The following is a 22698-nucleotide window of genomic DNA, read 5'->3' as shown; positions in this document are numbered from 1 at the left end:
ATGTCGTATGGCGCTGGTCAAGGCGCTGTGGCTAGCGATTGTGTTAGCGGGCTTTTCCACCAGCGTCAGAGCTTATACCTGCTACGACTCCACCGGCACCATATTAAATAGCGATTCCGGCGGAAAAGTATCCAACGTCTACGTTAACCTGCAGCCAAGCCTCGGGGCCGGGCAGAACCTGGTCGTCGACTTATCCAGTTCGATTTATTGTAAAAATGACGCACCGGACAGGCGCAACGACATGGTAAGCATGCTACAGGGATCGGCCTATAGCGGCCTGCTTACCAACTTCACGGGCTCTTTAAAATATTACGGGGTTAGCTACAGTTTCCCGCTAAATTCCCCAACTGCCAGCCACAACTTTACTTCCGGTAACTACACGAGTTGGAATACCCAGCTCTACCTGACGCCAATATCCACCGCCTCCGGACTGGCGATAAGCGCCGGCTCGCATATCGCTACGCTGGTGATGTATCAGGTGGGCTCCGATATCAACGGCGGCGGTAACGTTCGTACCTCAAAATTTACCTGGAACATCTATGCCAACAATAGCGTGATCATCCCGACGGGCGGCTGCGATGTTTCCGCTCGCAACGTCACGGTAACGCTGCCTGAGTACCCGGGTTCGACCGCTGTTCCGCTCACGGTACGCTGCGGGCAAAATCAAAAGATAGGTTTTTACCTCTCCGGCACCACGGCGGATAGCGCCAACACCGTTTTCACCAATACCTCCTCCGCCTCACCGGCTCAGGGCATTGGCGTTCAGCTACTGCGCAATGGCACCATCCTGCGTTCAAACAGTACCGTCTCCATGGGAACCGTGGGCACCTCCGCGGTCAACCTGGGACTCACCGCAACCTATGCGCGTACCAGCGGCCAGGTCACCGCGGGCAACGTGCAATCCATTATTGGGGTGACCTTTGTTTACCAGTAACGCGCCAGCGGCGCGTGATAGAACGGGAATGGACTATATTCTTTCACCCTGCTCGCTGGTCGCCGATGGATTAGTCAAAGTGATGATGGCCAACAGCATGCAGCCCGTTGTGCTGCCGTCGGATGCGACGACGCTTCCCGGCGACGCGGACATTCGCCGCATCATCGTTTTTCTGCCGGAAACCCCGGCCAGGCTGCTCGCCACCCTACAGCAAGCCGCTGCGTTTCTCGAACATTCGGCAACGCCGCTGCCGATGCTGATCCTTAGCCGCAGCCCGGCCAGTTGGCTGTGGCATACGCTGCTGCATCAGGTCATCGATCACCATTTACTTTCTGAAGTGCGATCCGCCGCCTCGGACCTGCCCGTCCCCAGCCTGACCGCAGTGCTCCAGGACTACATTCTGCAAAGATATCCTTCGCTTAAGCAGCTTGCCGACGAAGAGATACGCCTCGGCGGAAAGCGCCCTGGCGGGCTCACCCGGCCGGAGCTCAATGCCATTCTCGGTCTACTCAGCGGATACAGCGTCAACGCCCAGGCAAAGCGCCGCGGCATTAGTCACAAAACGCTTTATAACCAGCGAACCGCAGGACTGAAAAAAATGGTGGAACATTATCCTCAGCTGGCAACCCGTTTCCCCGGGAGCCAGACAAAAGGGCAGAAGAGCCAGCCGGATGCCGCGCTTTCCGCCTTTGAGCGCGAATTTGTCCACGCGATTCACTGTCGGCAAATTTTCCCGGTTTTCCAGCCCATCACTGACGATCGGATGCGGCTAAAAGGGTTAGAGATCCTCTCTCGCTGGCGGCAAAAAGGACAGGTTCTGCTTCCCGGCGAGTTTTTACCGCAGATACGTTCCGCGTACGCCTGGCTGGTGTTGACGGCCTTTGTGCTTCGCGAGGCCGTGGAGAATATCAATTTACATCCAGGTGAGTTTTATTTCTCAGTCAATATTCCCGCCGCTATCGCCAGCAATGACAACCTGATCCGCATGCTGGAGACCGCGCGCCAGCAGCTGCGCGAGCCCCATCTGTCCTCGAGGCTGGTACTGGAATTTGCTGAAACCCTGGACCTCAACCTGCAGAGTAAAATTGCCGACAATATTTCCCGGCTACGCAAGCAGGGCTTTGCCATTATGCTCGATGACTGCTTTTCACAAAGTAGCGTCATGTTTCCGGTGAGATCGGTCAGCTTCAGCGCCTATAAGCTGGATATGAGCATCGTCAACGATATGCAGCGCGATCCTCACGCCCTGGCTCTGATCAAAAGCCTGCTTTACTACTGCCAGCTAACCGGTAGCCGCTGTGTTGCCGAAGGCGTGGACAGCCTGGATAAATTCAACCGACTGAAAGCGCTGGGAATCGATCGTTTTCAGGGTTATCTCATCTCGCCGCCGGTGGAGCGGGAAAACGTCAGTGACCTTATCCACCAGCTTTTATCCGGTCGCAATCTGAGCCTTATCGACGGATGAAAAATCGCCAGAATACGTCGCCAGCCGCACCAGGCTAAAATAATTGCGCCAGCGCGCTGGCGCATTTATTTCAGGCGCGGATATCGTCGTACTCGCGGGTATTATCAAATTCATGTTTGGCAAACGGGCATAGTGGAATAATTTTACGCTGCTCGCCGCGCATTTTTTCCACCACTTTCGCTACCAGCTTTTTCCCTACTCCCTGGCCTTTCAGGCTGGGGTCGACATCGGTATGCTCAATAATGCTGAGGTGCTCGCCCGTGGGCACAAAAACAATTTCCGCCACCTGATTCCCGTCGGCGTCATTGACGTAAAACTTATTATGACCTTCCAGTATTTCCATCGTTTCCTCGCTTATTTTTGGCGATACTTCAGTGCGCCGCTCGGGCAGGTATCAATAACCTTAACCACCGTGGCCACGTCCACTTCATCGGGGACGATCCACGGTTTGCGTTTCAGGTTGAAAAGCTTCGCGCTGCCGCGCACGCAGTTGCCCGAGTGCTGACAGATATCGGTGTTAAAGTAGACATCGATCTTCTCGCCGGTATAGGCGCGATAGCCCGCTTCCAGTAGTTCTTTATCCATGACATTGCCTCAGTTCTGACTATTTTTATAGCTTTGTCTTTAAGCATAGCCCTGCCAACAACCGCTGACTATCGGCGACGGGTGAAATTTTATTTCGGTAGCCGCACGCCGTTAATGCAGAATGAATGATTTTCTATGCACTCTTTAGCCAAAGAAAATGTTCTGATTGCCGATAAAATACGGACACTTCTGTTATATCCATCTTTAATTTCCCCGGCAGTGAGATTAAACTCATTCCATCCTAACCCGAGCACTCAGGTATTTAGTCTTGAATCGCATTGTAAAGCTGGCGCGCCCTTCGCTCTTATTCTCGTTATTTACGCTCACCGGCTGCTCATTATCCCCAGCGATTCCGGTATTAGGCGCCGCCTTTCCAGGCTGGTTCTTCTGCTTATTAGGCGCCTCGCTATTACTTATTCCCTGCCATATCCTGATTGTGCGTCAAGGATGGCAGTCGCGATTTTCTCCGCTGGTCTTCAGCTATCTGGCGCTGATGTTCCTGTTCGCCACGATTCTGTGGTTCCTGTTCTTCGTAAACTAGATACCTATGACTCAATCCCGCTCAAGCGTTATCCGCAAAAAATGGCCCCTGCTGGCGCTCGTTCTCGCCGCTATCGTGGCGCTGATTGTGGTTATCTGGCAGCTGCAAACCTCGCCGGAAACCAACGATGCCTACGTGTATGCCGACACCATCGACGTGGTGCCGGAAGTGAGCGGGCGGATCGTCGAGATGCCGATTCGCGACAATCAGCGGGTGAAAAAAGGCGATCTACTGTTCCGCATCGACCCGCGTCCCTACCAGGCGATGCTTGATGATGCCAAGGCGCGGCTGACCACGCTTGATGCGCAGATTATGCTGACCCAGCGCACGATCAAAGCGCAGGAGTACAACGCGCAGTCGGTCAGCGCCGCCGTTGAACGCGCTAAAGCGCTGGTTAAGCAGACCACCTCTTCACGCATTCGTCTTGAACCGCTGGTGCCGCAAGGGTTTGCCTCACAAGAAGATCTTGATCAGGCGCGAACGGCCGAAAAAGCGGCGCGCGCCGAACTGGAGGCCACCCTGTTGCAGGCGAAACAGGCTTCCGCCGCCGTGACCGGCGTTGATGCCATGGTGGCGCAGCGGGCGGGGATCCTCGCGCAGATTGCGCTGGCCGAGCTGCATCTCGAATTTACCGAAGTCCGCGCGCCGTTTAACGGCGTGGTGGTAGCGCTGAAAACGACGATCGGCCAGTACGCCTCCGCCCTTAAGCCGGTCTTTACCCTGCTGGATGACGACCACTGGTACGTGGTGGCGAACTTCCGCGAAACCGACTTGCAGAACGTGCGGCCCGGCGTTCCGGCCAGAATCACCGTCATGACCAACCACGGCCGCACCTTCGAGGGCGTGGTCGACTCGGTCGGCACCGGCGTTCTGCCCGACGGCGGCAGCGTCATCGAGGGCCTGCCGGTCATCCAGAAGAGTATCAACTGGGTCCACGTCTCCCAGCGCTTCCCGGTCAAAATCGCCGTCAAAGACCCCGACCCGGCCCTGTTCCGTATGGGCGCCTCCGCCAGCGCCGTTCTCCAGCCGCAATAAGGAGACGGGATGCAGAGCCTGTGGCCATTTCTCACCCGTGAACTCCGCGATGCGCCGGGGCGGGCGAACTACACCCTGCGCCTGACGCTCAGCTGCGCGGTGCTGATCGTGCTGTTTATGACGCTGCATATTCCCTTCCTCGCCGTGGCGCTGATCGTGGTGTTTTACGTCAGCCAGCCTAACGTGCTGATGATTAAGCTGGTCAGCGTGGTTTTCGTGCTCACCGTCAGCGTCGCGCTGGGCGGCGTGCTGCTGATTATCAAGTGGACCTATGACTATCCGCTAATTCGCCTGGTCGCCTCGGTGATCCTGTTCTTCTGCGCCATTTACCTGATGCGGGTGCTCGGCAAGCTGGGGCTGGCGTTTTTCGTGGTGGCGCTGGCGGTCATCTACGCCCAAACCTTCCCGTCGATGACCAGCCAGAGCGAAATTCTGGTACGCCTGCTGCTGTGGCTATGGGTGGCGATTAATACCGCCATTCTGGTGACGCTGCTGGTCAACGCCTGTTTCCAGCAGGCCTTTCCCGGCTATCAGTTTAAAGCCCGGCTGGTGGTGATGCTGCGCCAGACGGCGAAGGTGCTTAGCCAACCGGATGAAGGAGAGCCGCAGCCTACCTTTACCGAGATCGCCGGGCAGTTTAACCAGCTGCAGTCCTTGTATCAGCAGGCCGCGCGCGCCACGCCGGAGATCGCCGCCAGCCCGCAGGCCTGGCAATCGCTGATGGCCGCCGCGCTGCGCTGCTACCATTTGACGGCGCTGCTCCAGCCGGGCGACGACCATCCCGATGCGCGTCGGCGGATAGCCCGCGAACTTAACGCGCTGGCGGACAATCTGCCCGCGACGGCAGCGGCGGATATTCAGACGTTGGTGGTCCCACGCGATAGTGATAACAGCGCCATTTTGCAGGAAATCGCCGAGGTGCTGGCGCGGCTGGCGCGCGGCGAAGCCGTTCCGCTGCCGCGGGGCGAAGTGGAAAAAGCGCCGCTGCTTTTGCCGGACGCGTGGTCCAACCCGGCCTATCTGCACTTTGCCCTGAAAACGCTGCTGGCGACGCTGCTGTGCTACGTCTTTTACACCGCCGCAGACTGGCAGGGCATCCACACCATCATGCTGAGCTGCGTGATCGTCGCCCAGCCGGGCCTGGGCGCCACCATGCAGAAAACGTGGCTACGCATCGGCGGCGCGCTGTTGGCCACGCTGATTGCGCTACTGCTGATCGTCTTTGTGCAGCCCTGGACCGACTCGCTGAGCGGCCTGCTGGCGATGACCCTGCCGGTTTTCGCGCTGGCGGCGTGGATTGCGGCAGGCTCAGAGCGCATCGCCTACGCCGGCATTCAGATAGGCTTTACCTTCGCGCTGGCGTTCCTCAGCTGGTTTGGCCCGCTCAGCAACCTTACTGAACTGCGCGACCGGGTTATCGGTATCCTGCTCGGCGTGCTGGTCTCCTCGATTGTTCATCTCTATTTATGGCCCGATAGCGAAGCACCGCGGCTTAAAGCGCGTCTGGCGCAGCTCTATCGCCAGCTGGCGCAGACCCTCGCCGCCCGCGACGATGAGGTTCAACTGGTACCGCTCTTTGCCGCGCTGACCGAGAGTGAAACCTTAATCAACCGGGTGTCCGCCGAGCCGCTGGGAACCTACGCCCACCCGTGGCCGGAAGCCAAAAACTGGCCGACGCGGGCGAGTTTTCGTCAGGCAGAAGAGATCCTGCGCCTCAGTGAAGGCTATCGCCTGTACGCGGCGCCGGGGGATACCTTTTTAGCCCGCTGCGCCCCGCGACTTGAGGACTACGCCGCCGGTATCGACGCGCAGCAAACCGCCGCAGAACGCTCTCAGGCGCTTCTCCCGGACCCGGCGAATCCGTTTGGCGCGCCGCTGGTCAACGCGTTGGCAGCGCTGCCAACGTGGCCCTTTGCATCCTCCGTTATTCCGCGACAGGCAACCCGCTCATGATAAAAATCACTCCTCCTCCGCGCGTCTGGCGTACCTCGGCGCTTGCCTTCGCCCTGACGCTGTTAACCGGGTGCGCGTTAATCCAGGACGATCCCGGCCAGGTGCCGCTGGTCAACCCGCAGCAGGCCGAGCTGGCGCAGGTGATCCACCTCGCGAACAGCGGCTGGCCGACGGCGCGATGGTGGGAAGGCTATCAGGATCCCCAGCTCAATATGCTGGTCAACCGCGCGTTGCAGAATTCACCCACTATGCAGGCTGCGCGGCTGCGTATTTCACAATCGCAGTCCACGGTGGAGCTGGCGCAGTCGGCAATGGGCGTTCAGGCTACCGCCGTGGCGGCGCAAAACCGCCTGCGGGTGACCAATAAACAGTTCACCTGGCCCTACTCCTTCTCCCTGCCGGTGGATAAAAACGGCCCCTGGTACACGTTGAATACGGTCGGCGTCGGGGCAACGCTGAATATCGATTTATGGGGCGCCGACCGCGCCCGCGTCGCCGCCGCGATTGGCGAAAAGAACGCCCGCCAGGCGGAGACCGCCGGTATCGAGCTGGATCTCGCCAGCAGCGTCGCCCAGCTCTATTTCGCGATGCAGGCAACCTTCCAGAAAATCGAATTACTCAACCAACTGGAGGCCATCGCCAGTCTCTCGGTGCAGGCCCATGAGCATCGTACCGCGCGCGGCGTCGAGGATAGCGTCGATGTCGCCAACGCCCAGGATGAACTGCTGGCGGCGCAGCAGCAGGTGATTACGGCGCAGGGAACGATAACGCAGTATCGGGAAACCCTGCGGGCGCTGATCGGCGCTGATGCGCATAGCATGCCGGAGATCCACCCGGTGGCGCTGCCGGCGCTGCAGGAAACGCTCCCGGACTCGCTCTCGTTTGAGCTGCTGGCCCGCCGCCCGGATCTCCAGGCCCTGCGCGGCTACGTCAGCGCCTCGATGAGCCAGGTGGACGCGGCAAAAGCGGCCTTTTACCCGCACTTTGATATCAAGGCCTTCTGGGGCTACAACGCGCTGAGCGTCGGCGACCTGTTTAAGTCCTCCTTCCAGCAGATCAACATACTGCCGGGGCTCTATTTACCGCTGTTTGACGGCGGGCGCTTAAACGCCACCCTGAAATCGACGCGTACGGCGAGCAATATCCTGATTAAGCAGTACAACCAGGCGGTGCTGGACGCAGTGCGCGACGTGGCGATTAGCTCCAGCCAGCTGAACGATTTGAACCAGCAGGCCGCGCTGCAGCAGCAGAAAGTGACGGCGGCGATGGTGACCACCCGCAGCGCCAGCGCGCACCATCAGCGCGGGCTGGTCAGCTACTATGCGGCGCAGGAGGCGCGTCGCCCGGCTATCGCGCAGCAGCTTTTGCTGCTGGATATCCAGGCCCAGCGGCTCAGCACCGATATCACCCTGATTAAAGCGCTGGGCGGCGATTACCGCGGCCCGGCGCTGAGCGAGAACGCCCCATTGCGCTAGCCTAACAGGCGCCATTCGCGCGCCTGGTTTACCGCCTGGATGCGCCCCTTCACCTGCAGCTTTTCATACAGCTGCTTAAGGTGCCACTTGACGGTTTCCGCCGAAATACCCAGCTCGCGCGCGACGCCCTTATTGGAATAGCCGTCGGCAATCAAACTCAGGGTCTGCTGCTCCCGTTCGGTCAACCGCAGGGCGAGCGGCTGCGGGCGGGCGCTATCAATCACGATCCCGGCGGCGGCGAAGCGCGACAGCAAAACGGCGATATCGGCGGTCAGCGCATCATCCGCCGCGCCGCGCTTGTGTATTTCAGCCAGCAACGCAGCCATCTCTTCCCTCCCCTCCAGCAGGCTGCGCCATAGCCCCTGATGCAGCGCGCGCGCAAGCGCCGGTCGGCAGATAGCCATCGCCAGCTCCCGCTCGCCGGCACGCCAGAGGGCCAGCGCCTGCCTGAGCCGCAAACGCACGGCGAACAGCCGCTCGCCGCTGCTTTCCCGCACGCCGGCCAGCGTATCCAGCAGCCGCGCGGCGCCCAGCGGTTCGCCGACGGCAATAAGGAGGCGGCTCTGGCCGATGGTGATATATCCGCCGACGGATTCCGTCTGGCTGAGGCTCTGCAGACGAAGCAGCAGCGCCTCAGCGGCCTGTTTGTCGCCCGCGTGAAGCGCGACGGCGATCCGCTCCGCCAGCAGCGGCGCCTGCGCCCGCAGCCAGCCGCGTTGGGCCGCCAGTCCTTCGGCATGCAGTAATAGTGATTCGGCCTCCGCCAGCCGCCCCGTTTCCCGGGCCTGGCGGGCCAGAACGATGTAGCTGCGGCTAAGGCCATCGGGCGGACAAAAGCTGTCGATGGTCTCCAGACGCGGAACCAGTAGGCTTTGCGCTTGCTCTCCCTTCCCCTGCTCCCAGGCGATCTCCGCCAGGATGGGCGCAAGGGTTGCGCCGCTGCTGGCGTTCTCGCCGGCGTGCCGCTCCGCGTAGCGCAGCGCCCGTGCCGCCTGGCGTTCCGCTTCGGCGAGATTTCCCTGACGCAGATAGCTCTGCGCCATGACGAACGCCCGGTAAACCGTCACGAACAGGTTGCGGTTAGCGAGGCTAACGCCGGATACCCGCTGCTGCACCTCCAGCGCCTGTTGCGGCCGGGAGTCCGCCAGATGGCAGTAGCTGAGGATATTGCACACCAGACCATCGACCCAGATATCGCCGCAGGGCACCTCGCGCAGCAGCGGTTCGACAATGGCGATACTGCGGTCGATATTGTCGGCAAAGGCTTCGCAGATCGCGCGAACCACCCGCAGCTTAACCCACGCGCTGTGGGCCAGCGCCTCGCCATGCGCCGCCGATTGCATCTCAATGGCGTCCAGCAGCTGGCGGGCTTCGCTGAACCGGAAGCGGTGGGCTAGCGCCCAGGCCAGGTTCAGCTGCAGCGCAATGCGCGACGGGTCAGGATTCGCAGGCAGATAGCGGATCCACTGCACCAGGGTATCGATATCCCCCTCTTCCGCCAGCGACTGCGCGCCGGCTTCCGCATCCTTCGCCGCCGACTTCCCGGCGGCCAGCGCATGGCGTATCGCCTCGGCCCACAGCTGCTGTGAGGCGAACCAGCCGCTGGCGCGGTCGTGCAGCTGGCGAATATCAATCTCACCGCTGTGCCGCAGGCGGTGCAGCAGCGCGTCGCGCATCAGCGGGTGATAGCGAAACCAAAGGCCGCTTTCATCCAGCGCGGAAAGAAACAGGTTATGCCGCTCTATCCACGCCAGCATCGCCCTGGCGTTATTGCGGCCGCAGACGACGTCGCACAGGTCCGGATGCAGGCGATTAAGCATCGAGGTCTGCAAAAGGAAGTCGAACACCTCGGGAGGCAGCGGCGCGAAAATGACTTCATCCAGATAGCGGGAGATTGACCGTGAGCCGGCGCTGAGGCCCATCGCCGCGGAAGCGTCCGCAGAGAGCGCGGCCATTTTCATTCCCGCGATCCACCCTTCCGTGAGCGCGATAAGCCGGGGGATCGCCTGCGGATCCAGCCCCGACGCGCCGGCGAACCAGGCGCGGGCTTCGCTGGGGCTAAAGCGCAGCTCGGGGTCGTACACCTCCAGCAGCTGATCCTGCATATGCAGACGGCTCAGGGCTAAAGGCGGCTGACTGCGGCTGCCGATAATCAGGTGCAGCGCCGGCGGCGCATGGTGCAGCAGCCAGCTCATTCCCTGATGAATCGCCGGGTCGCTGATACATTGATAGTCGTCGAGGATCAGGTACAGCGGATGCGGGCACTGATTAAGCTGATTAACGAGTTCAGCAAAGAACAGGGGGAGGTCGGCCGGAAGCTCGCCTTGCAGCAGCTGCAGAAACGACGGGCTCCACCCCTGCCACAATGGCCGCAGCGCCTCCTGCAGATAGCGTATAAACAGCAGCGGCGCGTTGTCATCCTCTTCAAGGCTCAGCCAGGCCAGCGCATCCCCTTGTCGAAGGCGGTGCCGGTACCACTGCGCCAGCAGGGTGGTTTTGCCAAATCCGGCGGGCGCGCGCACCAGGGTTAAACGGCGGGAGACGGCGGCGTCGAGGCGCAGCAGCAGGCGCTCCCGCGACAGCAGGCTTTCCGGCGTACGGGGCGGCGTAAAGCGCGTGGAGATAAGCGGCAGCGTCCCCGTGAAGCGTAAAGGTTCCTGATGAACAAGCGCTGTCAGCGCATCATCCGCCGAGGATAAAAAAGCCATACTGCGATTACTCCTTAATCCAGTCCGTACGCTCATTATCCCCCCCATCAGGGGGGTAGGCCACGCTTATCGCGCCCGATAGAGTAGTGCCATTCGCCGCAGCGGCTACGACGACATCGGCCGCGGGCCTCCCTAGTTTATTAATCAGTACAAGGTGAGTACAGACATGGCTATCGAAAATAAAGTTGCGCTGGTAACCGGCGCCGGTCAGGGCATTGGCCGCGGTATTGCGTTGCGTCTGGCCAAAGACGGCGCATCGCTGATGCTGGTCGACGTGAACCCTGAAGGGATTGCCGCCGTCGCCGCCGAAGTGGAAGCGCTGGGACGTAAAGCGGCCACCTTCGTCGCTAACATCGCCGATCGCGCGCAGGTGTACGCCGCCATTGATGAAGCGGAAAAACAGCTCGGCGGCTTTGATATTATCGTGAACAACGCCGGGATCGCCCAGGTTCAGGCGCTGGCCGATGTGACGCCTGAAGAAGTAGACCGCATCATGCGCATCAACGTTCAGGGTACCCTGTGGGGCATTCAGGCGGCGGCGAAAAAATTCATCGACCGTCAGCAGAAAGGGAAAATCATCAACGCCTGCTCTATCGCCGGTCACGATGGTTTCGCGCTGCTGGGCGTTTATTCCGCCACCAAATTTGCCGTACGCGCCCTGACGCAGGCAGCGGCGAAAGAGTATGCCAGCCGCGGCATTACGGTTAACGCCTACTGTCCGGGGATTGTGGGAACCGGGATGTGGACCGAAATCGATAAGCGCTTCGCGGAAATTACCGGTGCGCCGGTGGGTGAAACCTATAAAAAATACGTTGAAGGTATCGCCCTTGGCCGCGCCGAAACGCCGGACGATGTGGCAAGCCTGGTCTCTTATCTGGCAGGCCCGGATTCCGATTATGTTACCGGTCAGTCGATTCTGATCGATGGCGGTATTGTTTACCGTTAAGGGATAAACCCGGCGCAGAACGCGCCGGGTTTTTGCGGGATTACGCGTTAGCCGCGGGCTCCTGCGGCTTGTCGCTACGGGTGTTTTCCAGCATCCGGCGAACCGGAACAATCAGCAGGCACAGCACCGCGGCGCAGATCAGCAGCGCAATGGAGCAGCGTGCGAACAGATCGGGCAGCATATCCAGCTGATCGGCCTTCACGTGACCGCCAATCAGGCCCGCCGCCAGGTTGCCCAGGGCGCTGGCGCAGAACCACAGCCCCATCATCTGGCCGCGCATTCTTTCCGGCGCCAGCAGCGTCATGGTCGCCAGGCCAATCGGGCTGAGGCACAGCTCGCCCAGCGTCAGCATCAGAATACTGCCCACCAGCCACATCGGCGAGACGCCCGCGCCGTTGTTGCTCAGGACGTTTTGCGCCGCCAGCATCATCAGGCCAAAGCCCGCCGCCGCGCATAAAATACCGATAACAAACTTGGTGATGCTGCTCGGACGCACGTTTTTGCGCGCCAGCGCAGGCCACGCCCAGCTAAATACCGGCGCCAGCAGAATAATAAACAGGGCGTTAATCGACTGGAACCACACCGCCGGGATCTCGAAGGAGCCGATCATACGGTTGGTATAGTCGTTAGCGAACAGGTTAAACGAGGTCGGTTTCTGCTCAAACGCCGACCAGAAAAAGGCGGCGGAGATCAGCAGGATAAAGCATACCAGCAGGCGGGCGCGCTCTTTGCGGCTCAGTCCGGCGAAGACGAACAGGTAGATAAAATAGAGCACCACCGACGCCGCAATCACGTAGACCAGCACGCTGGCGACCGCCACCGGGTTAATCACGATAACGCCCTGGGCAATCAGCGCGATGATAACCGCCACGCCCACCGTTAGCGCCAGCAGCCATGCGCCGACGCCGTTTCGTTTCACTACCGGACTGTTCCAGGTGGAATCGAGACCGACTTCACGGTCATAGCGTTTCATCGCCGGAACGGCAAAGACGCGGAAGATAATCAGCGCGACCAGCATCCCGATGCCGCCGATGCCGAAACCCCAGTGCCAGCCGTGAGATTTAATCAGCCAGCCGGAGATCAGCGGGGCGATAAACGACCCCATGTTGATGCCCATATAAAACAGCGAGAAGCCGCCGTCGCGGCGCGCATCGCCTTTTTTGTACAGGGTACCGACCATCACCGAAATACAGGTTTTGAACAGGCCGGAACCGAGCACAATAAACATCAGGCCGATAAAGAACAGGCTATCGCCCATCACCGCCGACAGGGCGATGGAGAGATGGCCCAGCGCGATCAGAATTGAGCCGTACCAGACTGCCTTTCGTTGTCCGAGCCAGTTGTCCGCCAGCCAGCCGCCCGGCAGAGCGGCAAGATACATGGTCCCGGCAAAGATCCCGACGATGGCCGACGCGTTCTCGCGCGCCAGCCCCATCCCTCCGTCATAAACGGTGGCTGCCATAAACAGGATCAGTAACGGACGAATGCCGTAAAACGAGAACCGTTCCCACATTTCGGTGAAAAACAGCGAACCAAGCGGGTACGGATGACCAAAAAAGGTCCGAGTTTCATTTTTATTAACAGAGGAATGCATAACTTCTCCCAGGATGTCCGCCGCGCTTTAACGCAGCGGAAAGCGTGTTGGCCTTTTATACATAAGGTCAATCATTCACATTTAATATGACGTTATTTAACCATTTGATAACCTAAAAATGGTCCTGTCTAGTCCCTTCCCCCAACTTTTTAGATGAAAAGTCGACAAACGTCTACTTTTACAGATTTAAAGTTGGCGATAGGGGAAATGTGATTGACATCATAAAACCGAGCACGTTATGTAAAATTTATCTTAATAAACAGATAGTTAATAATAGTTATTTTATCATTAGCGGGCGAAACCCGAGGGGGTGGTAGCCTATCTATAACCTTAATAAATCCATGTCTGATAGGCACAATGCCAGGAAAGACCGATAAATCTAATAATTGAAGTTGTGAAGAAAGGGTGAGCAGAGAGCAACGGCAAGCCAGTATCAGCTGCCTCTAAGCCTCAAGGGGCTTTGTATTATCCGTGCAAGGTGAGTACCGGGGACATTCGCCCCGGTTTTTCAATCAATTACTTTTGCTTTTCCAGCGCTTCCCACAGACCCATCAGGTAGGTAACGCCCAATGCGCGGTCATACAGACCGTATCCCGGACGCCCGGTTTCTCCCCAAATAAAGCGACCATGGTCCGGACGAATATAACCATCAAAACCATTATCATGGAGAGCCTGCATTATGCGGTACATATCCAGAGAGCCGTACGCGGAAGGGTGCGCCGACTCATAAAAATCCTTGTCTTTAATAAGTTTAATATTGCGTACGTGCGCAAAGTGAAGACGCTTACGCCGGGTAAATTCAGCCAGAATTTCATAGACATTATTGTCAGGATCTTCGGCAATCGACCCTGTACAAAGGGTGATACCGTTCGCGGGTGAATCAACCGTATCGCAAATCAACGCCAGATCGGCATGATTTTTTACCACACGCGGCAGGCCAAAAATAGAATACGGCGGATCGTCCGGGTGGATCGCCATTTTGACGCCCACTTCTTCACATACCGGAATGACTTCACGTAAAAAATAGAACAGATTTTCCCGAAGCCTGGTATCATCGACATCGCGATAGCGCGCGAACAGCTCCTGAACCTTCGCCAGACGCTCAGGTTCCCAACCCGGCAAAGCAAAACCGTTCGCGTTCTCCAGTACCTCTTTAACGACGTCTTCCAGAGACTTATCAATACCGCGCTTTTCAAAGGCCATGGTTAATGAGCCATCCGGAAGCACATAATTCATATCGGTTTTCATCCAGTCGAAGACCGGCATGAAATTATAACAAATGACTTTTACGCCAAACCCCGCCAGGTTACGGATAGTTTGCTTGTAGTTGTCAATATAGCGATCGCGTTCCGCTGAACCAATTTTGATGTCATCGTGAATGTTTACGCTTTCGATGACTTCCATCTTCAGGCCTGCGGCGTGGGCCTGCTCAATCAACGCCTTAATTTTTTCTACCGGCCAGACTTCGCCGGGGGCAACATCGTAAAGCGCCCCGACGACGCCTTCTACCCCCGGCACCTGTCGAATATACTCCAGCGGGATTTTATCTTCCTGCGGCCCGAACCAGCGCATTGTCATCTGCATTTTAACTTCTGCCTTCATCATTGAGATAGTTACCATACTAGTAGTAAAAAGAGTATTCAGTAAGTTTTATTAGATCAATAGTTATTTTAAAAAAAATAAATCTCTCTAACGTCCCACACGTTTTAGGCATCATCTTAATAAGTGAACCACTATTAAAACTTGTTATTTATATGTGAAATAAAATGCGCATGGCGCCTATTTTAATTCATTTACGCCCCTCTTTTTTACCATCAGTTATAAATTAGCCCTCCCCCTTACCGTTATCACAATGGCCCGACATTAAATAATATGAGTTGAGTCACATATTTCCTATTTGCACTTGTATGGTAGTAGACTAAAATTATACGCAGGGTTTAATGTCGGCGCTCACAGGCACTATCAGAAAGCAATATCCATTTAAATCAGACAGCGCTTTAGGCTAAAAAAACCGTGTTCAGCGTCTACTGGAGAACTTATGCCATTGATAAATGATAGTTTTATGATCAGCAGTCCGACAGGAAAAAAACTCTATCTTGAGATAGCGAGAGAGCAACCTATTATCGATTACCATTGCCATCTTGAGGCGAAGGCTATTTGGGAAAATGAACCTTTCGCCGACATTACGCAGTTATGGCTGGAAGGCGATCATTATAAATGGCGCGCGATGCGGGCAAATGGTATTCCCGAGGAAAAAATCACCGGTAACGCTACCGCTGAAGAAAAATTTGCGGCATGGGCGCAAACCGTTGAGGCCTGCTTCGGTAACCCTCTCTATCACTGGACCCATCTGGAACTTAAATACTATTTTAACATTGATGACACGTTAAATAGCCGTAACTGGCATGAAATAATGACGCGGTGTAATGAGCAATTACGCCGCAAAGAATTCTTACCTCAGGCGTTAATACGCCGTTCAAATGTCGAGGCCCTGTGCACAACGGATGGGCCGCTGGATAATCTGGAATATCATCAGCGGCTGGCGGCAAATAGTGATTTTTCTCCGCTTGTTCTACCGACTTTCCGCCCTGACGAACTCTTTGATACCGATCCAGAAAGCTTTCAGACGTTTATTTCCCGTCTGGCGGAGAAAACCCAAATTCGTATCGCTTCTTTGCAAGACTTGCTGGCCGCTCTGGAATCACGTATCGATTTTTTCCACACTGTAGGGTGCCGCATATCCGATCACGGTCCTCTGGAAATCGTTTACAACCCTCTGGATGAAGCCGCTCTGGCCGCGCTTTTCCAGCGCCGTCTGAAGAACGAGGCCCTGACAAAAGACGAACAGCAGGCGTGGGATAGCGCAATTTTTATCGCACTCGCCAAAATGTATAAGCAGCGCGAGTGGGCTATGCAGATTCACTTTGGCGCAATTCGCAACAATAACAAACCGATGTTTAAGAAGGTGGGCATCAACTGCGGCTTTGATTCCGTTGGCGATCAAACGCTCCTCGCCGGAAGCCTGAATGCGCTCCTCAACGCCATGGGCGAGAACAATGGCCTGCCCAAAACCATCCTTTATAACCTCAATGCCGGCTATAACGATGTGGTGGCCTCTGCGATCGCTAACTTCCAGAGCGGCGAAGATGGCGTGAAATCCCCGCTGCAGTTTGGATCCGGCTGGTGGTTTAACGATACTCGCCGCGGCATGGTCAATCAGCTCAATACGCTCGCCGATCAGGGTTTACTGGCCAACTTCGTCGGTATGCTCACCGATTCCCGCAGCTTCGTCTCCTATACCCGACACGATTACTTCCGCCGGATCCTCTGCGATCTGATTGGAGGATGGGTGGAAAATGGAGAAGTTCCTGACGATAAAAACATTCTTACCTCAATGATTCGGGATATTTGCGTAGAAAACGCACGCCGCTATTTCCGTTTTTCACAAGCCTGAGACAGGTATAAACCATGACCCTTAAAAACAGAAAAGTAACCATTCCTGTCAGTATCGGCTACGGTCTGACGGATATTATGGGCGGCGGCGCCTTTACCGTCATTGGCGCGTGGCTTCTCTTTTTTTATACCACTTTTGTCGGTCTGTCGCCGATTGAAGCGGCTTCAATCGTGGCGATTGCCCGTATTGTTGATGCTATCGTTAGCCTGTTTATGGGCAGCTTCACCGATCATTTCTATAAAAATTATCTGGGTAAAAAATTTGGCCGTCGTCGCTTCTTCCTGCTGATTGGCGCGCCGCTCATGCTGGTTTATATCCTGCTGTGGATGAACGGTATGAATTTCTGGTTCTATCTCGCGGTCTACCTGGCCTTTGAAGTTATCGCGGCAATGGTGCTTATCCCATGGGAAACGCTGCCCTCTGAGATGACCAAAGATTTTAACGATCGTACCAAACTCTCCACTTGCCGAATGTTCCTGTCGGCCTCCGGCACCTTTCTCGCCACCTTTATTCCAGGCCTGTTGATCGGCTGGCTGGGCGAGAACAACGCCGATGCCTATTTAATCAACGGGGTAGTCTTTGCCGTTATGTTTACCCTCTGCGTATTCATTTCCTGGAAAGTCACCTGGGAGCGCGAGTTAACGCCGGAAATGCAGGCAGAAATCGAGAAAGAGACGCAGCCTACGACCTTCGGAGAGAAAATCACAGCCTTCGGTAACTTGTTTAAAGAGTACGCCTCTACCCTGAAGGTGCGCGCATTCCGTAAACACCTGGCTATCTATCTCTTTTCCTTCACCGCGAAGGATATCTACAACACGGTGTTTGTCTTTTTCTGCGTCTACTGCCTGAATGTGTCATCCTCTCTGGCGGGAACGCTGCTGTCGATGAGTATCGTTGGATTGCCGGTCACGCTGGCGGCGGGCGTCGCGATCATTAAATACGGCCCCTCCCGGCTTTATGTTTTCGCCTATACCCTGATGATGCTGTGTCTCGGCGGATTCTTCCTGGTCTATCAGTTCCCGACGGATAACAAAGTAATGCTGCTGGTGATCCTCGCGGGCGTTTATCAGGTCGGCCGCTGCGTACTGGAATTTACCCCGTGGAACGTATTCCCGTTTATTCCGGATATTGATGAAATGATAACCCGCCAACGCCGCGAAGGTCTGTTTGCTGCGGTGATGACCTTCTCCCGTAAAACAACGGTTGCCATTGCGACCTTTGCGGTAGGCCTGCTGTTACAGAGCGGTGGTTTCATGAAAGGTAGCCAGGTTCAGCCTCAGGAAGCCATCACCACGATTGCTATGCTGCTATTTGTCGGCACCGCCGGGCTGTTGATCATCGCGCTATGGCAAGCGCTGACTTTCCATCTGAACAAGCGTACGCACAAAATTTTAGTCGACGAGATCGAACGCCTGAAAGCGCATGGTCGCAAGCAGGATGTGACGCCTGAAGCCCGCCATGTTGTGGAAGATCTTACCGGTTACGCTTATGACAAACTGTGGTGTCAGGATGCAACTGCGCCAGCGACCTCCAATAACCCGGGGGCTGCCCTGAACGGATAGATACGGTCGGCTCCCTGCTGCGTAACGATGCCAAAAATGGGAGCCAATCTATCGCTTCTTTCTGATATCTTGCCTCCGTCTGTACAGCAGGTGGAGGCAAAATCAAATCCCACTACCGAGGCGCCTCTTCATCCAACGAGATCACCTGAATGCCGGCGTTGCGATACGCCTGAACGTCATCGGGCAGACGATCGATCACCACGGTATCAATCCGATCCGCGGCGGTAAATTGGGCAAGGGAGGTGTTATTCAGCTTGCTGTAGTCGCAGACGATAATCACCTGGCTGGCGTGTTCAACCATGCCGCGTTTCGTTTCTGCCAGCATGATATCGGCCACGCAGGCGCCATGTTTCAGCGACAGCGAATTGGCGCCCATAAACGCTTTATCGACGTTCAGCGTATCGAGAATGGAGCGTCCATTGATCGCCACCACGCAGTGGTACCCCTTCTTGACGATCCCGCCCAGCAGAATGGTTTGAATAGAGGGGCTGGCTTCCAGCTCGCGGGCGATTTGGTAATCGTTGGTCACCACCGTGACGTTTTGTCTGTCGCGAATATTGCGCGCGATATGCAGGGTCGTGGTGCCGGTATCCAGCACGATAATGTCACCATCCTCAACCAGCGCCGCCGCGCGCTGACCGATGCGCTCTTTCGCGCTGAGATTAACGATTTCGCGCGCGTCAGAGGCCTGTTCAAAGCTCGCCCGCGTGCGAAGAACGGCGCCGCCGTGGGTACGGGTCAGCAGCCCCTCCTCTTCCAGCTGGCGGAGATCGGCACGAATGGTGGCGCCAGATACATTAAAGACGTCACACATCTCAGAAACAGCCACTTTGCGTTTTTCCCTGAGAATACTGAGCAACTTCTCCTGTCTTTCTTCTGCAAACATTCTGCCTCTCTCTATATTTACGGCGCTCTCCGCGCGATAGCATACCTTCAGTCTGGCCCCGCGCTCAGCGCATCCAGCCTGTCGTATAAGGTGGCGGATTGCTGGTAGAGCGTATCAAAAAGCTCGCTGCAGGCCTGGTAATAATCCCGCAGACGGGGATCCGGCGAAATCAGCTTGTCGAACTGCACCGTCTGCCGCACGCCGCTGGCAAAATCCGCGTACAGCCCCGCGCCAACCCCGGCGATAATACCGCATCCGGTGACGCCATTCTCCTGATTGCGCGTCGATAATATCGGAAGATTGTACGCCGCCGCTTTGATTTCAAGCCACAGCGGGCTGCGCGCGCCGCCGCCGGAAGCGATCATTTGCTGCGGATATTGCCCGCACGCCTGCAGCTGGCGAAGGTTGCGCCAGGACGCAAAGGCCACCCCTTCCAGGACCGCGCGGAATAAATGGCCGCGGCGATGCTTGCGCTGCAGGCCGAAGAACTGCGCCCGCGAGTTCGTGTGCTCGGCCAGGCGCTCTCCCGTCAGATAGGGAAGAAAGAGTAGCCCTTCCGCGCCGGCCGGCACCGCGGCTGCTTCCTGCAAAAGCTGCGGGTGCGTTATCTGGTTATCGGCCAGCGCCAGCCGCGCCCAGCGGACGGCATCGCCCCCAGCATCCAGAATCGTAAATCCGCCCCAGGCCGCGTTGGCGAGATGGAGGTTATTGACCAGCGGATGGCGTAACGGCCGCTGCGATACCACCGTTATCAGCGTCGACGTGCCGGTGGAGTCGGACGCCATACCCGGCTCATACACGCCCGAACCGAGCAGAGAGGCCGCCATATCCGACGTACCCGCCACCACCGGGATACCGACAGGCAGCCCCGTGGTATCGGATGCGCGCGGCGTCACCTGGCCGATAATGTCGCTGGAAAGTTTAAGCTCCGGTAGCTGATCGACCCGCAGGCCAAACGTTTCGCAGGCTTGCGAAGACCAGGCGCGGGTTTCGCTGTCCATCAGGAAATAGCAGGACGCCTCGCTATAGTCGGTCGCCAGGGCGCCGGTGAGCATGAAATTAATATAGTCCTTCGGCATTAACACTTTGGCGAGCTTTGGCCAACGTTCTGGATGATGTTCACGCCACCAGGCTAATTTGAAAGCCGGCCACGCCGCCGCGGGCGGATTATTTAAATGCGCCAGCCACTTTTCCCGCCCTTCGCGCGCGGCAAAGGCATCCACCTGCGGCTGGCTACGCTTGTCATTCCACAGCAGCGCCCGGTCCTCCACCAGCTCGCCGCAGTCGTCCAGCAGGACGGTGCCGTGCATCTGTCCGCAGGCGCCAATGACCGCAATCTGCGTAACCGTTTCAGGATAGCGGTAGAGCATCTCGCGTATGCATTCGCAGGCGGCCCGCCACCATAGAGAAGGGGCCTGTTCTGACCAGCCCGCACGCGGCGTGGTCTGCTCATACTCCCTTTGCGCAAAGCCGACCATCGTGCCATCAACGCGCAAAATAGCGGCGCGGGTACTGCCAGTGCCAACATCAATCGTGAGTATTTTATCTTTCATCACTGACTCCGGTGACGTTTTATGGCGGGCCATCAGGCCCGCGGTCTCTCAGTTTAATCGGCGTTCAGCTCGGGAAAGCGTTCCGGGTGCTGCTCCAGTTCAGTCAGCACTTTGCTGACCGCGCCGTGACTCATGCCAAAGCGGCGGACGCCAAGCTGGTAAAGCGCGCGCACCGTTGCCAGATCGCGAATGCCTCCTGCGCCTTTGATATCGATTCGGCCTTTAAGCTGGTCGGCAATGATGCTGACTTTTTCCACCGTCGCGCCGGTGGGCGCCCAGCCGGTGGAGGTTTTGACCCACTTCATCCCCACCTCTACGGCGATATCGCACACGCGGCGAATCTGCTCCTCATTGAGATAGTGCGTTTCGAGGATCACCTTCGCCGGTACCGGCGCGGCGGCGTCCACCACGCGGCGTAAATCTTCGCGCACATAGTCATAATCGCCGGATAACACTTTGCCGATGTTCACCACCATATCGACTTCGCGGGCGCCATCGGCAATCAGCTGCCGCACTTCCTGAACCTTGGTATCAGTAGCATGCCCGCCGCCGGGAAAGCCGACCGGCCCGCCGATCATCACCTCTCCCGTACCCTGCTGCGGCAGCAACGTACTGAGAAACCGCGTCCAGCAGGGCAGCACGTGGACGGAAATAATGTTGTAGCGGGCGGCCAGCTCAGCGCAGGCGCGAACGTCCGCTTCGGTACTGGTGGCCTGGACTGCGCTCAGGTCGACTAAACGTGCAAAACGACGGGTTGTTTCATTCATGGTTTCATCCTGCTCTTTGTTTTTAATTACTTTCATTTAATGCTGTTAATCGGCTTAAATCCATTTAAAAACGCATCAAATGAAAATAACGTGATCAAATTAGCATTTTTTTATTTTCATTTGTTTTTAATTAGCAGGCAAGAAATGAACAGTGCCCTCGCGAGCGGGCGTAAACGGTCATAAACGGGCGCAAAGGCAATGTTGCATTTATTTTTGTTTGTTTTTGTTTATGCCTGAATAGCGGGCGAGATAGCAAAAACGCTGGCGGCAGTGCAGCCGAAATGCGTGCGCTATCACACTGTCCGGCAGCGAAAAGCTCGCCTTCGTCGGACATTCCCGAGGTCTCAACGCCCTGCGCAAGGGAAAGGTAATCTGATTATGTACTTCAGGAGAGAGCTATGTTGCCGCTGGAACGTCATCGTTTGATTGTTGAACTGCTGGGCCAACGCGGCGTGATGCGGGTGAATGAGATTGCGCAAGCGACTCGGGTCTCAAGGGAAACGATTCGCCGCGATCTGAGCGAGCTGGAACGGAAAGGGATCTTAAATCGGAGCCACGGCGGAGCGCTGGCGGCGGAAAACCCGCTGCCGACGACCCGAGCGGCAGCGTCCGCCCTGCCGGTCGAAGATAGCCAGGGAAGCTTTCAGCAGAGAACGCTGCTGCACAGCGAAGGAAAAATGCGCGTTGCCCGTAAAGCGCTGCAGTTTCTGCAGCCGGGACAGACCATCGTCCTGGACGGCAGCAGCACCAGCTGGTTTTTGGCCCGGCAGATGCCGGAGATGGCGCTAACGGTAATTACGCCCTCCATCCGCATCTTGCAAACGCTGATGAGCAGACGCTCGTTGCATCTCGTAGGACTGGGGGGCGATTTTTCCCCGACCGAGGAGTCGTTCTTCGGTGAAACCGCCTCACGAACGCTGCGCGAGTACGCCATCGATACGCTCTTTTTCTCCTGCCAGGGTCTGGAGCGCGATAGCGGCTTATATGCGGGTACGGAAGCCCACGCCGCCCTGCTGAAACAGATGATGCTGGCCGCCCGTCAGACGGTGGCATTAGTCGACGGCAGCAAGCTGGGGCGAACAGGCGTCGCGCGCATCGGCGGCTTAGGCGAACTGGACTGTTTAATTACCGAAAAGTTTGCCGATCCGCTGCTGGAAAAAGAGATGACCTGGCATAACGTCGGCCTACAAATCGCCTGAGTACGCCGTCATGACGTGACGGTCAATACGCGCAATGTCGA

At 57.1% G+C, this 22698-nt stretch carries 18 protein-coding genes; 10 read left to right on the top strand and 8 right to left on the bottom strand.

The features are described from left to right. The first annotated feature begins 7 nt into the window (after positions 1–7). Positions 8–934 (top strand): fimbrial protein, encoded by a 927-nt coding sequence (locus GUC22_RS04265; protein ID WP_049131320.1) that lies wholly within the window; start codon positions 8–10, stop codon positions 932–934. A gap of 28 nt (positions 935–962) precedes the next feature. Beyond that, positions 963–2399 (top strand): EAL domain-containing protein, encoded by a 1437-nt coding sequence (locus tag GUC22_RS04260; protein ID WP_004134527.1) that lies wholly within the window; start codon positions 963–965, stop codon positions 2397–2399. Between the two features lie 70 nt (positions 2400–2469). Here GUC22_RS04260 and GUC22_RS04255 read toward each other — a convergent pair whose 3' ends face one another. Together GUC22_RS04255 and yjdI are read right to left on the bottom strand one after the other, a co-directional pair. Beyond that, entirely contained in the window at positions 2470–2742 is a 273-nt protein-coding gene (locus tag GUC22_RS04255) for a GNAT family N-acetyltransferase (protein ID WP_004124777.1), read from the bottom strand. Between the two features lie 11 nt (positions 2743–2753). Continuing rightward, complete coding sequence (gene yjdI / locus GUC22_RS04250) at positions 2754–2984, bottom strand: 4Fe-4S mono-cluster protein YjdI (protein ID WP_004134525.1); 231 nt, start codon at positions 2982–2984, stop codon at positions 2754–2756. 268 nt (positions 2985–3252) lie between these two features. Here yjdI and GUC22_RS04245 point away from each other — a divergent pair, with 268 nt between their 5' ends. Genes GUC22_RS04245 through GUC22_RS04230 form a run of 4 tightly spaced genes read left to right on the top strand, consistent with a single transcriptional unit; the run spans position 3253 to position 7988 of the window. Then, the gene (locus GUC22_RS04245) at positions 3253–3525 is read left to right on the top strand and encodes a YtcA family lipoprotein (protein WP_004134523.1); all 273 of its coding nucleotides are present in this window, start codon (positions 3253–3255) and stop codon (positions 3523–3525) included. A gap of 6 nt (positions 3526–3531) precedes the next feature. Beyond that, entirely contained in the window at positions 3532–4560 is a 1029-nt protein-coding gene (mdtN, locus tag GUC22_RS04240; RefSeq protein ID WP_004134521.1) for a multidrug transporter subunit MdtN, read from the top strand. A 9-nt stretch (positions 4561–4569) separates the two neighbouring features. Beyond that, positions 4570–6513, top strand: coding sequence for an FUSC family protein (locus GUC22_RS04235; RefSeq protein WP_049090259.1), 1944 nt, complete (start codon positions 4570–4572; stop codon positions 6511–6513). Continuing rightward, on the top strand, positions 6510–7988 hold the full coding sequence (locus GUC22_RS04230) for an MdtP family multidrug efflux transporter outer membrane subunit (protein ID WP_049099815.1): 1479 nt from the start codon (positions 6510–6512) through the stop codon (positions 7986–7988). Before GUC22_RS04235 ends, GUC22_RS04230 begins: the two co-directional genes overlap by 4 nt. Here GUC22_RS04230 and GUC22_RS04225 read toward each other — a convergent pair. Further along, on the bottom strand, positions 7985–10696 hold the full coding sequence (locus GUC22_RS04225) for a LuxR C-terminal-related transcriptional regulator (protein WP_160183352.1): 2712 nt from the start codon (positions 10694–10696) through the stop codon (positions 7985–7987). The two genes, GUC22_RS04230 and GUC22_RS04225, sit on opposite strands and share 4 nt — an antisense overlap. A 166-nt stretch (positions 10697–10862) precedes the next feature. Here GUC22_RS04225 and GUC22_RS04220 point away from each other — a divergent pair, with 166 nt between their 5' ends. Further along, on the top strand, positions 10863–11642 hold the full coding sequence (locus GUC22_RS04220; protein ID WP_004134509.1) for an acetoin reductase: 780 nt from the start codon (positions 10863–10865) through the stop codon (positions 11640–11642). Positions 11643–11682: 40 nt separating this feature from the next. Here GUC22_RS04220 and GUC22_RS04215 read toward each other — a convergent pair whose 3' ends face one another. Together GUC22_RS04215 and uxuA are read right to left on the bottom strand one after the other, a co-directional pair. Further along, the gene (locus GUC22_RS04215) at positions 11683–13236 is read right to left on the bottom strand and encodes a peptide MFS transporter (RefSeq protein ID WP_024358581.1); all 1554 of its coding nucleotides are present in this window, start codon (positions 13234–13236) and stop codon (positions 11683–11685) included. A gap of 516 nt (positions 13237–13752) precedes the next feature. Then, a complete protein-coding gene (gene uxuA / locus GUC22_RS04210) occupies positions 13753–14820 on the bottom strand; it encodes a mannonate dehydratase (protein WP_024358582.1) in 1068 nt (355 codons plus the stop codon). Between the two features lie 454 nt (positions 14821–15274). Here uxuA and uxaC point away from each other — a divergent pair, with 454 nt between their 5' ends. Beyond that, on the top strand, positions 15275–16690 hold the full coding sequence (gene uxaC / locus GUC22_RS04205; protein ID WP_049131313.1) for a glucuronate isomerase: 1416 nt from the start codon (positions 15275–15277) through the stop codon (positions 16688–16690). 14 nt (positions 16691–16704) lie between these two features. Continuing rightward, complete coding sequence (locus tag GUC22_RS04200) at positions 16705–18252, top strand: MFS transporter (protein ID WP_004134486.1); 1548 nt, start codon at positions 16705–16707, stop codon at positions 18250–18252. A 112-nt stretch (positions 18253–18364) separates the two neighbouring features. Here the strand turns inward: GUC22_RS04200 and GUC22_RS04195 are convergent, their stop codons facing one another. Genes GUC22_RS04195 through deoC form a run of 3 tightly spaced genes read right to left on the bottom strand, consistent with a single transcriptional unit; the run spans position 18365 to position 21494 of the window. Next, positions 18365–19138, bottom strand: a complete 774-nt coding sequence (locus GUC22_RS04195; protein WP_004134484.1) for a DeoR/GlpR family DNA-binding transcription regulator — start codon at positions 19136–19138, stop codon at positions 18365–18367. Positions 19139–19185: 47 nt separating this feature from the next. After that, positions 19186–20691 carry a xylulokinase gene (locus tag GUC22_RS04190; protein WP_082237668.1) on the bottom strand — a complete coding sequence of 502 codons (1506 nt, stop codon included), beginning with the start codon at positions 20689–20691 and terminating at the stop codon, positions 19186–19188. Between the two features lie 53 nt (positions 20692–20744). After that, positions 20745–21494, bottom strand: coding sequence for a deoxyribose-phosphate aldolase (gene deoC / locus GUC22_RS04185; RefSeq protein ID WP_024358585.1), 750 nt, complete (start codon positions 21492–21494; stop codon positions 20745–20747). Positions 21495–21856: 362 nt separating this feature from the next. Here deoC and GUC22_RS04180 point away from each other — a divergent pair, with 362 nt between their 5' ends. After that, complete coding sequence (locus GUC22_RS04180) at positions 21857–22657, top strand: DeoR/GlpR family DNA-binding transcription regulator (protein ID WP_049087427.1); 801 nt, start codon at positions 21857–21859, stop codon at positions 22655–22657. Positions 22658–22698 lie beyond the last annotated feature (41 nt).

Origin of the sequence: Klebsiella sp. MPUS7, from assembly GCF_009905335.1 — a bacterium.
Taxonomy (GTDB): Bacteria; Pseudomonadota; Gammaproteobacteria; order Enterobacterales; family Enterobacteriaceae; genus Klebsiella; species Klebsiella grimontii.
The sequence above is the reverse complement of the archived record's forward strand: the minus strand, read 5'-3'. Positions and strand labels throughout refer to the sequence as shown.

Excerpts from the sequence above, each read along its gene's own strand:
- GUC22_RS04265 (WP_049131320.1), top strand. The coding sequence starts at position 8 with ATGGCGCTGGTCAAGGCGCTGTGGCTAGCGATTGTGTTAGCGGGCTTT.
- GUC22_RS04260 (WP_004134527.1), top strand. The coding sequence starts at position 963 with ATGGACTATATTCTTTCACCCTGCTCGCTGGTCGCCGATGGATTAGTC.
- GUC22_RS04255 (WP_004124777.1), bottom strand. The coding sequence starts at position 2,742 with ATGGAAATACTGGAAGGTCATAATAAGTTTTACGTCAATGACGCCGAC.
- yjdI (WP_004134525.1), bottom strand. The coding sequence starts at position 2,984 with ATGGATAAAGAACTACTGGAAGCGGGCTATCGCGCCTATACCGGCGAG.
- mdtN (WP_004134521.1), top strand. The coding sequence starts at position 3,532 with ATGACTCAATCCCGCTCAAGCGTTATCCGCAAAAAATGGCCCCTGCTG.
- GUC22_RS04235 (WP_049090259.1), top strand. The coding sequence starts at position 4,570 with ATGCAGAGCCTGTGGCCATTTCTCACCCGTGAACTCCGCGATGCGCCG.
- GUC22_RS04230 (WP_049099815.1), top strand. The coding sequence starts at position 6,510 with ATGATAAAAATCACTCCTCCTCCGCGCGTCTGGCGTACCTCGGCGCTT.
- GUC22_RS04225 (WP_160183352.1), bottom strand. The coding sequence starts at position 10,696 with ATGGCTTTTTTATCCTCGGCGGATGATGCGCTGACAGCGCTTGTTCAT.
- GUC22_RS04220 (WP_004134509.1), top strand. The coding sequence starts at position 10,863 with ATGGCTATCGAAAATAAAGTTGCGCTGGTAACCGGCGCCGGTCAGGGC.
- GUC22_RS04215 (WP_024358581.1), bottom strand. The coding sequence starts at position 13,236 with ATGCATTCCTCTGTTAATAAAAATGAAACTCGGACCTTTTTTGGTCAT.
- uxuA (WP_024358582.1), bottom strand. The coding sequence starts at position 14,820 with ATGCAGATGACAATGCGCTGGTTCGGGCCGCAGGAAGATAAAATCCCG.
- uxaC (WP_049131313.1), top strand. The coding sequence starts at position 15,275 with ATGCCATTGATAAATGATAGTTTTATGATCAGCAGTCCGACAGGAAAA.
- GUC22_RS04200 (WP_004134486.1), top strand. The coding sequence starts at position 16,705 with ATGACCCTTAAAAACAGAAAAGTAACCATTCCTGTCAGTATCGGCTAC.
- GUC22_RS04195 (WP_004134484.1), bottom strand. The coding sequence starts at position 19,138 with ATGTTTGCAGAAGAAAGACAGGAGAAGTTGCTCAGTATTCTCAGGGAA.
- GUC22_RS04190 (WP_082237668.1), bottom strand. The coding sequence starts at position 20,691 with ATGAAAGATAAAATACTCACGATTGATGTTGGCACTGGCAGTACCCGC.
- deoC (WP_024358585.1), bottom strand. The coding sequence starts at position 21,494 with ATGAAAGTAATTAAAAACAAAGAGCAGGATGAAACCATGAATGAAACA.
- GUC22_RS04180 (WP_049087427.1), top strand. The coding sequence starts at position 21,857 with ATGTTGCCGCTGGAACGTCATCGTTTGATTGTTGAACTGCTGGGCCAA.